This is a genomic window from Cognatiluteimonas telluris (assembly GCF_011320095.1).
In the GTDB taxonomy this organism is placed as follows: domain Bacteria; phylum Pseudomonadota; class Gammaproteobacteria; order Xanthomonadales; family Xanthomonadaceae; genus Cognatiluteimonas; species Cognatiluteimonas telluris.
This window is the reverse complement of sequence record NZ_JAANOY010000001.1, coordinates 72,801-87,873: the sequence shown is the minus strand read 5'-3', so window position 1 is coordinate 87,873 and position 15,073 is coordinate 72,801. Positions and strand designations below refer to the sequence as shown.

Genomic DNA, 15,073 nt, shown 5'->3' with positions numbered 1-15,073 from the left:
CTGATCGAACCTGGCGCGGTTTTTCGCCCTCGGCGCTGGGTGGTTCGACCCGTCGCGCCCTGGCCGGCGGGCGCGGCCCTAGACGCGGTGCGTGAAGGGACATCGCAAACCGTGCCCGGCTGATCCATGTCAATCCGTCGCGCCACGCACGGGGATGTACTGGTTGCCACCACGACCACGGAGACGGCCATGTTCAAGGACATCCTGGTGCCGACGACCGGCACCCCGGGCGACGCGGATGCGATCCGCATCGCGCTCTCGCTGGCATCCGGGTTTGATGCCCACCTGGCGGTACTGCAGACGATCAACCTGCCGTTGATGACCACCGGCCCGTGGGGCCTGGTCCCGGACACCGGGCTGGTCGATATCTACCGCCAACTGCGCACCGCTGGCGAACGCGATGCCGCCGCACTCAGGCAGCGGCTGGCCAGGGAACTGGTATCGACCGAGGTCCGCGTGGCCGAATCGCTCTACCTCGAACCGCACCGCCTGGCCGCGCACTGCGCGCACTACGCCGACCTTGCGATCGTCGCCTCGGCCGCGGGCACCGATGCACCGGAGCTGACGCATGCCTACGTCGGTGCACTGCTGCTCGAATCCGGCCGGCCGGTGCTGGCGGTGCCGCCCGGATGCAAGGCGACGATGCCGCCACGCCGGATCGTCGCCGCGTGGAAACCCACGCGCGAAGCCGCGCGCGCCTTCCACGACGCGATGCCGCTATTCCAGCGCGCCGACCGCATCGATATCGTCATCGTCAATCCCAGCGGTGGCGAACGCGGCCACGGCGAACTTCCCGGCGCCGACATCGCGACGCACCTGCTCCGTCATGGCGTGGAGGTCGACGTTGTCGTCCTGCCGGCTGGCGAGGACACCGTCGCTGACGAACTCGATCGCCATGTCCGTGATACCGGCGCCGACCTGCTGGTGGCCGGCGGCTACGGTCACTCGCGCTTCCTGGAATGGGCGCTGGGCGGCGCCACGCGCCAACTGCTGGAGTCCGCGTCGGTGCCGGTGCTGTTCTCGCACTGAGCCTGCGCGGCCGGTGCTTCGCGCCGGCCAGCCTTCAGCATCGCGGCGACCAGCAGCGGCAGCGTGCCGGCGAACAGCCACGGCGCCCGCGGCGGCGGCGTGAAACCGAACCAGCGTGCGGCCGGTGCGACCTGCGTCACCACCACCAGCATCGCCAGTGCCGATGCCGCCACCACTGCGAACGCGGCGTTGGGCGTACGCAATGCCGCGTGCAACGACCCCCCGGACCGGTACACCACGATCAGCCCCAGGTTGCCCATCACCTGGGCGGTGAACGCCAGCGCGCCGACCTGGGATGCAGGCAGCGCCAGCACGTGGCCCAGCGCATACGCCGCCACCACCGACGTGAATACCGCCGCGCCGTGCGCCAGGTTGCGCGCGAGGTCCGGCCAGCCGAGCAACTGCATGGCCGGCGACCGCGTCGGCAACGCCGGCGCGCAGTGGGTCGGCGAAGGCCACCAACCCGCACCACGCCAGGCCGAACTCCTGCATCGACGCCGGCAGTGCACGGGGATCGTCGGCGGGCCACGCGGTCGCCGCCACGGCGAGGATCCGCAGGCCGCGCTTTCCCATGGCCGCCACCTCGCGCAGCATCGCGTCGTGGACGCGATGGCGATGGTCAGACCGGCCAGCACGGCATCCAGCCAGCCGCCGCGGGTGAGCGCGAACGACAGCATGACGAGCAGCGCCCCGGCCAAGGCCAGGATGGCGAACAACACCACCACGCGGCGGATCTCCAACTGCATCGGCGTGGCCTCGACGTGCAGCCCCTGCAGTGCGATGCCGATCCTGCCGACCGCGGTGCGGGCGCCGGTCGCCTGCACGACGGTGACGGCGTGGCCACGCACGACCAGTGTGCTCGCGTGCACGGTGGACGCGTCGGCGTCGGCGCCGGCTTGGCGCGACAAGGGCACCGACTCGCCGGTCAGCAGCGATTCGTCCACCGCCAGGTCGTTGGCTTCCAGCAGGCGGCCATCGGCGGGCACGCGATCGCCTTCGGCAAGCACGATGACGTCCCCCACCACCAGGTCGGTCGCGCGCACGACGCCGGCAACACCGTCGCGGATCACGCGCGCGTCGGGCGTGCCCAGTTCGCGCAGCGCTTCCAGTGCGCGCTCGGATTTGCGCTCCTGGTAGATCGTCAGGCCCACGACCAGCAGAACGGAGCCGGCCAGCAGCATCGCTTCACGCGCATCGCCCAGCACGACGTAGGCCGCCGTCGCCGCCAGCAGGAGCAGCAGCATCGGTTCGCGCAGCACGCTGGCGACGATCCGCAAGGGCGAGCGCCGGTCGGGTTGCGGCAACGTATTGGGGCCGTCGCGCCGCAGGCGTGCGGCGGCTTCGACGCTGCCCAGGCCAGCGCCGGCGTTGGCGACGGACACGGTGCCTTGGCTGGCAAACGCGTGTTCGTCGCGTTGCGACCGTGACGTCATGGAAGTGGCCGTTCGCCACGACGACACGCCGGTCGGCGGGCATGGCGGTGCGCAGCGGTAGTCGCTTCAGCGTGGATCGGGCGCAACGGTACGTAGCCCTGGAACAACCCGCAGTCGACCAGGATCCGCGCGCTCCCCGCGGTAAGCAGTTAACGCGAGCCGGTGACGGTTGCGTTCGCGCCGAGGAAGCGCAGGCCCAGGCGCGCGGGATCGACGGGCGTGGTTCCAGCGTGCATGGGGTGCCCTGCTGGCCTGGGTGGCGAGGCCATCCTCGCACCGGCCACCGATGCGGTTCTTGACCTGGATCATCAGGTCGGACGGCGCGCGGACCTAGGATCGTGGCATCTCCCCGAGAGTCCCGAGGTGTCCCATGCATTTGCCGACGGCATCGTTGGCGCTGGTGCTGCTGCTTGGATCCGTGGCCCCGGCCGCCTTCGGCCAACATGCGCACCCGGCCGCGCCTGTCGACCCGATCACCGCGCCCGAAGCGGCGCCCGCGACGCGCTGGAAGACAGATGCACCGCTGCGCGAAGGCATGGGTCGTATCCGCACCACGGTGGATGCGCTTGGACACCAGGCGCACGGCCACCTGGATCCGCAGCAGGTGCGCCAACTGGCGACCAGCATCGAGCGCGATATCGGTTTCATCGTCACCAACTGCAAGCTCGAGCCGCGCGCGGATGCCGCGTTGCATCCGATCCTCGGTGCCCTGGCGCGAGGCGCGCAGGCAGTGAAGGACACGCCTGCCGACGACACCGCGATACCGTCGATGCGTGCCGCCCTCGGTGATTACGCGCGTCTGTTCGACGATCCCGGCGTGGCCGGGTCCGGGCGGGGCGGCTGAACGGATGCCTACGACCTGGCGCGGCTTAAGGCCTCCATAAGCTGCGCGCGGTGCAATGCCGGCGTGGGCAATCGGCTCGCATCGGAGACATGTCATGAATTGCAACACCAAGCGCAACACCAAGCGCAACACCAAGCGCAACACCAAGCGCAACACCAAGCGCATCACCCTGCTGTCGCTGGCCGCGGCGGCAGCGTTGACCTCCCTGTCGGCCATGGCCGCGCCGCAATGCACGCGCGCGCCGCGCACGCACTGGCTGCCCGAAGCCACGATGAAGGCGCGCATCCTCAAGGACGGCTATGCCATCGACAAGTTCAAGGTGTCGGGCCAGTGCTACGAGATCTATGGCAGGGACGCCAAGGGCAACCGGGTCGAAATCTATTTCGATCCGACCAACGGCCGCATCGTCAAGCAGCGCATCGGCTGAAGGAGGACTGCAATGGATGACATCGCTCCCGGTGGCGGCAGGGTCAAGGTCTGGGATCCGTTCGTCCGCATCTTCCACTGGTCGCTCGCCGCCTGCGTGCTGGGCGCTTTCCTGGTGGAGGAGGGCGATACGGCGCATCGCTGGCTCGGCTACGCCGCGCTGGGACTGGTGGGAGCGCGCCTGCTGTGGGGCGTGATCGGCAGCCGCCACGCCCGCTTCGGCGACTGGGTGCGCGGGCCGCACGCGGTGATGGCTTACCTGCGCGAGCGGCGGGCGGGAATCTCGCAGCGGCGCCTGGGCCACAACCCGGCCGCTGCGGTGATGATCCTGGCGTTGCTGGCCATGGTGGCGGCCGTCGGCATGACCGGCTGGATGCAAACCTGGGATCGATTCTTCGGCGCCGAGTGGCTGGAAGACATCCACGAAGTGCTGGCGTGGTCGCTGCTGGGGCTGGTCGGCATGCACGTGCTCGCGGCGCTGGTGGAGAGCGTCCATTACCGCGAGAACCTGGTGGCCGCGATGTGGCATGGACGCAAGCGCGCACTGGCCGACGACGCCTCGGTCGCTGCCACGCATGTCGATGCCGTCAGCGCACCGCTCGACCTGCGCAAGGCGCACTAGTGGCGCATGCGCATCCTGCTCGCCGAGGATGACGTGCCGCTCGGGAACGCGCTGGTGTCGGGCCTGCGTCACCTCGGCTATGCGGTGGATTGGGTGTGCGACGGCCGCCATGCCATCCAGGCTCTCGCCGACACTCCGTATTCGGCGGCCGTCATCGACTGGAACCTGCCACGGGCGAGCGGCCCGGACATCATCGCCAGCCTGCGCCGTCGGGGCGATGCCACGCCGGCATTGTTGCTGACCGCGCGCGATGCGATCGACGACCGCGTCGCCGGCCTGGATTGCGGCGCCGACGATTACGTGGTCAAGCCGGTTCAGCTGGAGGAGCTGGCGGCGCGCATGCGTGCGCTGCTGCGGCGCGCCGCCGGCAGCAGCGCACCGGTACTGGAGGTCGGGCCATTGCGACTGGATCCGACGTTGCACGCCGTTTCGCTGGCGGGCGCGCCGGTCGCGTTGTCGGCGCGCGAGTACGCCCTGCTCGAAGTACTGGCCGCGCGCCCGGGGCGGGCCTGGTCGCGCGCGCAACTGGAGCAGGCGCTCTACGGCTGGGGCGAGGAGATCGCGAGCAACGCGGTCGAGGTGCACGTCCACCATCTGCGGCGCAAGCTCGGGCCCGGCTGGATCCGGACCCTGCGTGGCGTGGGTTATGCGCTGTATCCGCCTGCCGCCGACGCGCCGGCATGAAGCGGCCGTCATTGCAGCGGCGGCTGTTGTGGCTGATGGTCGCGCCGATCCTGCTCGCGTGGCTGGCAGCCGGCGCCTGGCTGGGCTGGAGGACGCAGCACGAGACCGCGGAGATGTTCGACCGCCAGCTGGAACGCACCGCCGCGAACATGCTTGCGCTCGCCGCCGAGCTCCCGCCACAGGCGCAACCCCGGTGGCACGCGGCCGAGGGCGACGATCCCCATGGGCCGGACATCCTCGTGCGCGACCGCACGGGCCGTCGCATGCTGTCGAGCTCCAGGTTGCCGATGTTGGCGTTCGCGGAGACGACACCGCACTTCCACGCCGTTGATCACGACGGCGAGCGTTGGCGCGTCTACCAGCGCTGGGACGCATCTGGCCGGTTCTGGATCCAGGTGGCCGCGCCGTTGCACGATCGCGACGAACTGCTCGCGTCGATGGCGCGCGCGATCGCGCTTCCGCTGCTGTTCCTGCTGGGCTTGTTGCCATTGGCGACTTGGTGGGCGCTGCGCCGGGGCCTGGCGCCACTGCGCGCGCTCTCATGCGCGATCGCGACCCAACCGGCGCGCACGCCGACGCTCACCCGCGATGACGTGCCGGCGGAACTGTTGCAGTTCACGCGCGCACTGGATGCGTTGGTCGCCAACCTGGATGGCGCGCTTGCGCGCGAGCGGCGCTTCACCGCCGATGCCGCGCATGAGCTGCGACATCCGCTGTCGGTGCTGCGGATGGAACTGGACCTGGCCGGACGCGTCGACGATCCATCCGCCGCCGGCATGCATCTCCAGCGGGCACGCGATGGCCTGGAGCGGATGGAACGGCTGGTCGTGCAACTGCTGACCCTGGCGCGCGTGGAGTCCCTGGACCGTGTCGACGATGCGGCCGCCGTGTCGCTTGCAACAGTGGCTCGCGACGTCCTCGCCGACGCCGGCGCGCTGGCGGCCCCGCGCAACGTCGTCCTCACCCTGGACGCGATCGATCCCGGGCTGGTGCATGGCAGTGCCGGCCTGCTCCGGATCGCGCTGCGCAACCTCATCGACAACGCCATCCTGCACGGGCGCCGCGATGGGCGCGTCGAAGTCGCCGTCCGCACCGATGCAAGCCAGGTCGAATTCAGCGTCACCGACGATGGCCTCGGACTGGTGTTGCCCGGGGGCGGCATGCTGGGCGCGCGTTTCCAGCGCGGTGGCGGCACCGGCAGTGGGCTGGGGCTGTCGATCGTGCAGGCGATCGCGCAGTTGCATCACGGCAGCGTGCAGGCGTCATTGCCGACCGCCGGCGGCACCCGGATGACGCTGTGCCTGCCGATGGCGACCGGTGCGGCGCCGCGAGCGGTCGCGCAGGTGCGCGCCTGAACCGGCGAAGCCGCCGGGCCGTCAGCCGCTGCAGCCGCCGCAACAGATCGAGGGCAACTGCGTCACCTGCTGCGGGGTGATGGGATAGCCGGCCTCGCCGACCAGCGCGATCAGTTGCCGCGCGTCGAGCGAGGTGGCCACGCGCAGCGTCGGCGACGCGGGATCGACGTCGAGCAGCGCCGCGGGGTCGACCGCGCGAATCGCATCCTCAAGCACGAGCGGATCCGGCGCCCGGCCATGCAGCGTGATGTGGAATTCCATGGGATGTTCCTGGCGCGCGAACGCGACGGTGTTGGAATGGTTTCATGGTCGGCTCGATGCGGCCGTATCGCACTGACCTGGGTCAAGCACCACCGGCCGCCGACCAGGCGCTGGGACCGTCACGGTGGCCACCACGCACCAATCGCGGCCTGCCTGCTTGGCGCGGCGCATCGCCGCATCGGCGCGCGTGACCAGTCCGTCGGTGCTCTCTGCGCCATCGAAGCTGGCCACCCCGACGCTTACGGTGATCCGGTCGCTGCCGTTGGGCGTGGCAACCTGCTCGGCGATGATCGCCTGGATGCGCTCGGCGACCTCGAGCGCGCGTGCCGCGCCACGTCCGGCGCCACGCCATGCGCCAATGCGCGCGCCGTCCGCTCAGGAGCCGGGTCCGGCATTCCAGCGGCCATCGCGGGTGGTGGCCAGCAATGCCTCGCGCCACGGGTGTGGATCCAGCCCTTGCCGCGCCAGCCAGCCCGGATCGAACAACGTCTGGTCGTAACGCTCGCCACGATCGCACAGCAGGCTGACGATGCTGCCGCGCTCGCCGCGCACGCGCATCCGCGCCGCCAGTCGCAGGCAGGCGACGAAATTGGTCCCCGACGAGCCGCCGTAACGCCGCCCCAGCAGCGATTCCAGCTGCCACGCCGCGGCGATCGACGCGGCATCGGGCACCTCGATGACATCGTCGACGATCTCGAACAGGAACCCGGGCTCGACGCGGCCGCGGCCGATGCCTTCGATCACGGTCGCCTCGCTCGCACGTGCCGTGCGATCACGCGAGCGCCAGCCGTGCGCGAACGCGCTGCCCGCCGGATCAGCGACGCACAACGCGGTCGCCAGGCCGCGATAGCGCAGGTAGCGGCCAATCGTGGCCGAGGTGCCGCCGGTGCCTGCCCCACAGACGATCCATGCCGGTTCCGGGTATGTTTCCTGCGCCAGCTGGCCGAGGATCGATTCGGCGATGTTGTTGTTGCCGCGCCAGTCGGTCGCGCGCTCTGCCAGGCCGAACTGGTCCAGGTGGCAGGCGCCGCGCGCGGCATGCCAGGCGGCGCGCGCATGCACGTCGGCGGGGTCGTCGACCAAGTCGCAGCGTCCCCCCAACGCCTGCACGTCGGCGACCTTGCGTGGCGCCGTGCAGGCCGGCATCACGGCGATGAAGGGCAGGCCCAGCAGGCGCGCGAACCAGGCTTCGGAAATCGCCGTGCTGCCGGAGGAGGCGTCGACGACCGTCTGCCCCTCGCGCAGGCGCCCGTTGCATAGCGCGTACAGGAACAGCGACCGCGCGAGGCGATGCTTGAGGCTGCCTGTCGGATGCGCGGCTTCGTCCTTGAAGTAGAAGTCGATGCCCGGGAATCCGCGGAAGGCCAGGTGCAGCAGGTGGGTGTCGGCCGAACGCGCCGCTTCCTGGCGCAACTGCCGCAGCGCGTTGGACGTCCACGCACGCACTTCGCCGCTGTGCGACCTGGCGTCGATCGGAAGCGCCTGCGCCTGCATGCTCAGTGCTCCCGCAGCTGCGCGCGCACGCGACGCGCGAGGTGCTCGAAGTACAGGTCGATGTAGCTGATGCCGTTCTCGCGGTCGATCAGGTAGGGGTTCATCAGCGTGTGGCGCAGGATCACCAGCCGGTCGCTGCCATCGTCGCCATCGGTGCGCAACGTGGCCGGATCCAGGTCCAGCGCCTGCAGGATGTGGCGCATGTGGGCGTCGCCCAACGCCTCGGGTCGCAGCGTGGTGACCGAGCCGAAGAACTGCTTGAGTTGCAACGGCTGGCCGGGATCGCAGCGCAGCTCGTCGTGCAGCGCGCGCACGAAGGCATTGGCGCGCGCGACATCCGTGTTGCCGGCCGGATTGAGCGCCAGGCAGACCAGGTTGCTGTCCGGCGCGAACGGCACCGTGGCCCTGGCGACGTCAGCCATCGCCACGGCGAAGGCTTCCGCACGGGCGTGGAAGGCTTCGGCTGCCAGCACGGTCTGCCGTGGCAGCAGTCCGAAATGCGCGTGGTCCAGCGGCAGCACCTTGTGGGTGACGTACACCGCCGCTGCCGCGGCGCCGGCCTTGGAGCCTTCGGGGATGAACTGCCCCAGGTGCCGGTAGCGCGCGAGGTAGCCCTCGGTCGACGGGGTGTGGAAGACGTAATCGGCGGCCTCGGCCAGCAGCGCCATCGCGCGATGGTCGCGGCAGACGAACGCGCCGGCGCCATAGGGCAGGTAGCCGAGCTTGTGCGGGTCGACGGTGATCGAATCCGTCTGCGCCAGTGCGGCGAAGGCCGCATGCACTTCCGTTTGCGGAAAACGGCGGTAGTCGCGTCGCACTTCATCCAGCGGCCGCAGGCTGCCGTCGGCATTGCGGAACAGCGTCGCCAGGTAACCACCCCACGCGGCATCGACATGGATGTCAAAGCCAAGACCTCGCGACTGCCAGCGATCGCGCGCCGCGACGATCGCATCCACCGGATCGATGGTGCCGTATTCGGTGGTGCCGAGCACCGCGACCGCGAGCAGGACCGGTTGCCGGTCGCGCGCGCAGTCGGCCAGGGCCTGTTCCAGCGCTTCGGGCTGCAGGCGCATGCCGTCCTCGGGCAGCAACTGCAGCTGGTCGCGGCCCAGGCCGAGCAGTTTCAGCCCCTTGCTCCACGAGTAGTGCGCGGTGATCGGCGCCAGCACCACCGGCACGCGCAACTGCGGATGGCGCGCGAAGAAACCCGCGATGCCGAGCTGTTCGAGCCGCTCGGCCTCCACGCGCGCACGCCAATGGCGGCGCGTGGCGCTGTCCTGTGCGGCCAGCCAGCGGGTCCAGGCATCGAGCAGTGCGATTGCGCCGGCGCGGCCGAGGTTGAACGCGTTCCAGTCGTCCGTCGGCAGGTCGAGGTCGGGCACCCCGGCCGCGCGCAACGCGACCGGAAACGCCTTGAGCGCCAATGCCAGCCGCAACGCCTGGTAGTTGGCCAGCGTGCCGCCGGAGGTGAGGTGCCCGAACGCGCATTCGGCCCGGGCCGGATCGTGCGGATAGCCGAACATCCGCGCCAGCTGCAGCCCGACCTGCACCTCCATGTCGACGGTGACGGGCGCGGCATCCTCGCTGACGTTGTTGGGGTTGTAGGGCAGCGTCAACATCTGCGCCGCGAGTCCGGGAATCAGCAGGTCCGAGACCATGTGCCCGAGGTAGCGCGGGCTGTGGAACGGTACCGATTTCTTCAGCGCCGCCGACAGCTGGTGCAGTTCACGGCGCAGGCGGGCTTCGAAGCCCTGGTAGGCGGGGTGCTGGGCGGCGTGGGTGGGGATTGCCGGCGGATCCTCGGGATGGAAGTTGCGCCGCCAGTAGACGTGGTCGCGCAGGAACTCGACGACCAGCTTCTCCAGCAGGCCATCGTTCTCGCCGTAGGGCCCGAGGAAACAGGCGTCGAGCAAGCGGCGCTGCGAATCGTCGTCGCGCGCCTCGTCGCTTGCCGCCGACGCGCCACTGGCCGCCTCGCATGCCTGCGAAGTGGCCAGTGCGGCCTGCACGGACGGTGCCAACGCCATCGCGGGATCAGACGGTCTGCAGGGGCTTGTGCGCCTGCGGCCGCAGCTGCTCGGCGAAGCCATGGTTGACGTCGCGGTGCCCGGCCTCGTCGGCGCGCACGGCGATCACGACATCGCGCAGGCGGGCGTTGGCAGGCAGGCGCCAGTAATCGATGGCGATCCGGGGCGCGAGCACATTGTCGATCCGGCCGTTGTCGATCTGCTCCAGGTACTGGCTGTAGCTGACCACCGCCTGTTCCTCGAAGTAGCCGACCAGGCGGTGCGCGGTACGCGCGGACAGCACGTACAGCGTGAGGAAGAACAGGAAGAAGCCTGCCTGCGCGACCAGCACCAGCGCCCGCTCGAGCCAGTTCGGCCGCGCGATCTCGATGAAGGTCATCAGGTGCATGCGCTCGTTCTCCGCCTCGTCCATCAGCGTGCGGATCCAGCCTTCGTCGTCGCGCATCCAGCGCAGGCAGCGCAGGTGGATCAACGCGGCGCCGACCATGCCCGGCACCGCGGCGACGGTTTCCAGCACGATCGCGCGGTTGCCGTAGCGCTTGGCGAAGAAGGTGTCGGCGAGAAAGCGCAGGCTGCGGGTGATGCCCAGGGCGACGCGGTCGGACCAGTCGCGGGTGGCGTGGTGGCTGTCCAGCGGCAGGTCGGCGGGGAGCGGGGGACGTGGGGTCATGGCGGTTCTCCTGGGTTTCGGACGCGGCGCGTGGGGCGCCAGGTCGATGGACGCAGGTTAGGACCGCGCGTTTTGGCACCCCATGACCTGGGTCAAGCGACCGGCACCCGCGCGCCGCTCACCGGCATCCGTTCACGCGAACCAGCGGTAGAACCAGCCCAGCGGGTGGTGGACGCGGGCGATGCCGATGATCGTGGCGAACACCAGCAACGCGGCCAGCCAGCACGCGGTGCGTACCTGCGGCGTGCGCCCTCGCTTGAGCGCGAACGTGCCCAGCACGACATACACGACGACAAGCACCAGCTTGGTGGTCAGCCAGCCGTTGGCGAACATCGCGCCGGGCAGGATCGTCAGCAGCATCAGCGCGGCCGTCAGCAGCACCGTGTCGACGCTGTAGCTGAGGTAGCGCACCGGTGCCGCCATCGCCCAGCGCGGACGTCCAGCCTGCACCAGCGCGCCGCGCAGCGCGAACAGCGAGCCGCTGGTGGTGACGGCGGCGATGTGGACCCACTTGATCTGCGGATAGAAGGCCATCAGGCCCATGTCAGCCATGCGCGTCGCTCATCCTGGTTTGCCGTCGGCGCGCGGCGACAGGTAGATGCGGCCGATGCGCAGCACCCATGGCGTGAAGGCGAGCAGCCAGCCGACCGCGGCGATCGCCATGCAGGCCATCGGATCGGGCGCGAGTTCGGCGGCGATGCGGACGACGGCAACCAGCTGGATCGCGATGAAGGCGAACCAGGCTGCGGCGGGCATCTTCAACGGGCGGCCGGAATGGCCCTGCGTCACCCGCGTCACCATCGAGATCAGCACCGAGCCGAAGAAGCCGATGAACAGTGCATGCGCCGGCGCGCGCCCGAGCCAGAACACGCCGGTTTCGAGGTAGGCGACCGATTGCAGGCAGTACAGCGCGAAAGCGATCGGCAGCCATGCCAGTCCGACGAACAGCGTCACCAGCAGGCCGTTGCGCGAGCCGCGCGGCCACCAGCGCCACAGCAGCGTCGCCGTCAGGGCCAGCAATCCCAGGTCCGGTGCCCACAGCCAGCGGTAGCCGTGCACCAGCTCCAGCGCCAGGTGCGCGAGCGTCAGCCCCCAGAACACGCCCAGCAGCCACAGCGGGCGCCAGGCCTTGTAGCCGGGGACGTTGTTGCCGGCGAAGAACGGAAACATCCGGTGCGCCACCGTCACGAACACCGGCAGCAGCAGGCCGAAGGTGCCGATCTTGATGCTGGCCAAGGCGTAGAGCGGCGAGGCGCCCAGCAGCAGCGCCAGCCATGCCAGCAGGCCGGCCAGGCCCAGGCACAACGCGGCGAAACACGAGCGCGCGTGCCAGGTGCGGCCGTTCTCGCGCAGCAGCAGCGGGCCCAGGGCCACCAGTCCCGCGCCCCAGCCAACGAGGGTGAGCACCGCGCCCACCAGGATCCCGTGCTTCCAGCCGAATGCCCCCAGCAGCGTCGCCAGTTGCCCGCCGAACATCCCTGCGCCCACCGGCAGGTAGCGCCAGCGCGGGATGTCCGGCAGCCCCATCCAGCGGGGGAATGTCGTCAGCAGGAAGCCGAAGAAGAAGCTTGGCAGCACCTGGTACTGCATGACGAAGGCATGCAGCCACCCGGCGTACGGGTTGGGCTGCGGGACGAGGAACCACTGCCAGCGCGTGGAGGCCAGCCAGGCTGCCCACCACGCCATCGCCAGCAGCACGTTGCTGGCGCCGATGAAGAACATCAGCCGATGTGGCGCGCGGGCGAGCAGGCGGGGTGACAGGGTCGAATCGGTGCGTGCAGTGTCCATGCCGCCATTGTCGCGCTTGTGCGCGGTGGCCGTCCTTGATCCAGGTCATCGCGTCCAAACGCAAACGGGGCGGCCGTGGCCGCCCCGCTGCGTCCCCGAAACCGCAGGCTCAGGCCTCGCGTTCGACCTCACCCGCGAACGCCGGATCGCGCCTGGGTGCGACCCACAGCCGCAGAACGAACCAGGCCAGCGACAGCGCGCCGACGCTGAAGATCGTATCGCCCGGGACCCGCATCCACACCAGCAGCTTGACGATCGGGCGCTGCATGAAGTCGGCCGAGCGCGCGAAGGCGTAGCCATGGTCGATCGCGGCGAACAGCTGCATCGTGCCCAGTGGCAGCAGCGTCAGCGCCGCCATCAGCGCCAAACCGATGTTGAGGCACCAGAACGACGCTTTCAGCAGCTTCGTGTCCCACACCATCTGGCCGCGCAGGCCACGCAGGCAGAACAGCACCAGCGCGATGCCGAGCATGCCGTAGACGCCGAACAGCGCGGTGTGGCCATGCAGCGGAGTCAGGTTCAAACCCTGCATGTAGTACAGCGACAGCGGCGGATTGATCAGGAACCCGAACAGCCCGGCGCCGACCAGGTTCCAGAACGACACCGCGATGAAGAACAGCACCGGCCACTTGTAGCGCGCCATCCACGGCGTCGCCTGCCCGAGTTTCCAGGTGTGGTAGGCCTCGAAGCCGATGTAAGCCAGCGGCACCACTTCCAGCGCGCTGAAACTCGCGCCCAGCGCGACGACGGAAATAGGTGTCCCGACGAAGTAGAGGTGGTGCAGGGTGCCGAGGACGCCGCCGGCCATGAAGATGATCGTGGCGAACAGCACGGTCACGTTGGCGGTCGCGGTACGGATCAACCCCAAGCGGGTGAAGATCAGCGCCATCACCGCGGTCGCGAACACCTCGAAGAAGCCTTCCACCCACAGGTGCACCAGCCACCAGCGCCAGTATTCGACTTCGGAGATGTGGGTGTGCTCGCCCCACATCAGCGCGGCCCCGAAGAACAGGCCGATCGCCGTGGTCGAGGCGAACAGCAGCGCGATGATCGACTTCGAATCAGAGGCCGGTCCGCGCAGGATCGGCCACAGCGCACGCCCGACCAGCGTCACCCACAACAGCAGGCCGACGAACAGGTACCACTGCCAGAAGCGGCCCATGTCGGCGTATTCCCACCCCTGGTGGCCGAACCAGAAGTTCCACTTCAGGCCGAGCTTCTGCATCACCGCCAGCCATTGGCCGGTGAACGCGCCGACCACGATGACCAGCAGGCTGAAGAAGAGGAAGTTGACGCCGAAGCGCTGGAATTTCGGCTCGTGCCCCGACAGCGCCGGCGCGATGTAGAGGCCGGTGCCCAGCCAGGCCACCGCGATCCACAGCACCGCAAGCTGCGTGTGCCAGGTGCGCGAGAGCGAGTACGGAATCCAGTCGGATAAGGCAAAACCGTAGGCGTTCTGGCCCTCGACCTGGTAATGCGCGGTGATCGCGCCAAGCAGGATCTGCGCCAGGAACAGGGCCAGCACCACCCAGAAGTACTTGGCGGTCGCGCGCATCGACGGCGTGATCCGCAGCAGCGCGAACGGATCGGCCTTCGGGATCGCATGCGGCTCCTCGCCGCGGCCATGGCTCACCGCGTGGTGCCAGCCCAGCGCGGCGATGCCGGCGATCAGGAACAGCACGCTGAACGCCGACCACAGCCACAGCGCCGGCGGTGGCGTGTTGCCCACCAGCGGCTCGCTGGGCCAGTTGTTGGTGTAGGTGACCTTCTGGCTGGTGACGACCGACGGGTCGGGCGAGAGCGTCTGGCCGGCGTCGCCGGGACGCTCGGTGGTCGCGGCCCAGGCCGTCCACCAGATGAAGGCGGTTAGCGCGCGCCGGTGCTCCATCGTGTCCACGGTGCCTTCGCGCATCGCATAGCCCACGCGCAGCTTGTGCGTGGCCGGATCGTTGCCGAACAGGCTCTCGTAATGCGCGGCGACGTTGGACAGCGCAATCACGCGTTCAGGCGACAGCGTGATGGTTTTGGTTGCCGGATCGTAGGTGTTGGTGCGCATCACCTGTTGCAGGCGTCCGCGCAACGCGCCCTGCTGTTCGGGCGAGAGATGGGCGTAGGCCTGCATGTTGAAGTCGTGGCGCGCCCACTGGTCGAGCACATCGACGGCTTCGCGATGCAGCCAGTCCGCGCTCCAGTCCGGCGCGACATAGCTGCCATGGCCCCAGATGGAGCCCAGCTCCATGCCGCCGATGGATTGCCAGACTTCGCGGCCTTCCTCGATGTCGGCGCGGGTGTAGAGCACCTGTCCGTCGCGACTGACGACCTGGTCCGGGATCGGTGGCGCGGCGCGGAAGATTTCCCCGCCTGACCACAACAGCACGGCGAACGACGCGACCAGCAACGCGCCCAGCGCCAGCCACAGCTTTCGGGTATTGCTCATGGG

General features: G+C 69.5%; 15 protein-coding genes. 6 read left to right on the top strand and 9 right to left on the bottom strand.

All coding sequences use genetic code 11. The features are described from left to right. The first annotated feature begins 189 nt into the window (after positions 1-189). Positions 190-1,029 carry a universal stress protein gene (locus G7B67_RS00390; protein ID WP_166206101.1) on the top strand — a complete coding sequence of 280 codons (840 nt, stop codon included), beginning with the start codon at positions 190-192 and terminating at the stop codon, positions 1,027-1,029. Here G7B67_RS00390 and G7B67_RS00385 read toward each other — a convergent pair. Continuing rightward, entirely contained in the window at positions 942-2,462 is a 1,521-nt protein-coding gene (locus G7B67_RS00385) for an HAD-IC family P-type ATPase (protein ID WP_166206098.1), read from the bottom strand. The genes G7B67_RS00390 and G7B67_RS00385 overlap by 88 nt on opposite strands. Before the next feature lie 370 nt (positions 2,463-2,832). Between G7B67_RS00385 and G7B67_RS00380 the strand changes: the two genes are divergently transcribed. From G7B67_RS00380 to G7B67_RS00360, 5 genes are all read left to right on the top strand, one after another. After that, the gene (locus G7B67_RS00380; protein WP_166206095.1) at positions 2,833-3,306 is read left to right on the top strand and encodes a DnrO protein; all 474 of its coding nucleotides are present in this window, start codon (positions 2,833-2,835) and stop codon (positions 3,304-3,306) included. A gap of 94 nt (positions 3,307-3,400) precedes the next feature. Further along, a complete protein-coding gene (locus G7B67_RS00375) occupies positions 3,401-3,733 on the top strand; it encodes a PepSY domain-containing protein (RefSeq protein ID WP_166206092.1) in 333 nt (110 codons plus the stop codon). 12 nt (positions 3,734-3,745) lie between these two features. Next, positions 3,746-4,354 (top strand): cytochrome b/b6 domain-containing protein, encoded by a 609-nt coding sequence (locus G7B67_RS00370; RefSeq protein ID WP_166206089.1) that lies wholly within the window; start codon positions 3,746-3,748, stop codon positions 4,352-4,354. A gap of 6 nt (positions 4,355-4,360) precedes the next feature. After that, positions 4,361-5,038: a response regulator transcription factor gene (locus G7B67_RS00365; protein ID WP_166206087.1), complete on the top strand. Its 678-nt coding sequence runs from the start codon at positions 4,361-4,363 to the stop codon at positions 5,036-5,038. Beyond that, positions 5,035-6,393 carry an ATP-binding protein gene (locus G7B67_RS00360; RefSeq protein ID WP_166206084.1) on the top strand — a complete coding sequence of 453 codons (1,359 nt, stop codon included), beginning with the start codon at positions 5,035-5,037 and terminating at the stop codon, positions 6,391-6,393. The genes G7B67_RS00365 and G7B67_RS00360 overlap by 4 nt, the downstream gene beginning before the upstream one ends. Positions 6,394-6,414: 21 nt before the next feature. On the opposite strand, the gene G7B67_RS00355 is transcribed toward G7B67_RS00360, so the two are convergent. From G7B67_RS00355 to G7B67_RS00320, 8 genes are all read right to left on the bottom strand, one after another. Next, complete coding sequence (locus G7B67_RS00355; RefSeq protein WP_166206081.1) at positions 6,415-6,654, bottom strand: hypothetical protein; 240 nt, start codon at positions 6,652-6,654, stop codon at positions 6,415-6,417. Positions 6,655-6,696: 42 nt separating this feature from the next. Beyond that, positions 6,697-7,014 (bottom strand): diguanylate cyclase domain-containing protein, encoded by a 318-nt coding sequence (locus tag G7B67_RS13590; RefSeq protein ID WP_166206824.1) that lies wholly within the window; start codon positions 7,012-7,014, stop codon positions 6,697-6,699. Positions 7,015-7,029: 15 nt separating this feature from the next. Continuing rightward, complete coding sequence (locus G7B67_RS00345) at positions 7,030-8,148, bottom strand: PLP-dependent cysteine synthase family protein (protein ID WP_166206078.1); 1,119 nt, start codon at positions 8,146-8,148, stop codon at positions 7,030-7,032. A 2-nt stretch (positions 8,149-8,150) separates the two neighbouring features. Further along, a complete protein-coding gene (locus G7B67_RS00340; RefSeq protein ID WP_166206075.1) occupies positions 8,151-10,175 on the bottom strand; it encodes a pyridoxal phosphate-dependent decarboxylase family protein in 2,025 nt (674 codons plus the stop codon). 7 nt (positions 10,176-10,182) lie between these two features. Next, positions 10,183-10,845, bottom strand: a complete 663-nt coding sequence (locus G7B67_RS00335) for an alternative oxidase (protein ID WP_166206072.1) — start codon at positions 10,843-10,845, stop codon at positions 10,183-10,185. A gap of 132 nt (positions 10,846-10,977) precedes the next feature. After that, a complete protein-coding gene (locus G7B67_RS00330; protein WP_166206821.1) occupies positions 10,978-11,382 on the bottom strand; it encodes a SirB2 family protein in 405 nt (134 codons plus the stop codon). Positions 11,383-11,406: 24 nt separating this feature from the next. Next, a complete protein-coding gene (locus G7B67_RS00325; protein ID WP_166206069.1) occupies positions 11,407-12,633 on the bottom strand; it encodes an NnrS family protein in 1,227 nt (408 codons plus the stop codon). Positions 12,634-12,742: 109 nt separating this feature from the next. Beyond that, the gene (locus G7B67_RS00320; protein WP_166206066.1) at positions 12,743-15,070 is read right to left on the bottom strand and encodes a nitric-oxide reductase large subunit; all 2,328 of its coding nucleotides are present in this window, start codon (positions 15,068-15,070) and stop codon (positions 12,743-12,745) included. Between the last annotated feature and the right edge of the window lie 3 nt (positions 15,071-15,073).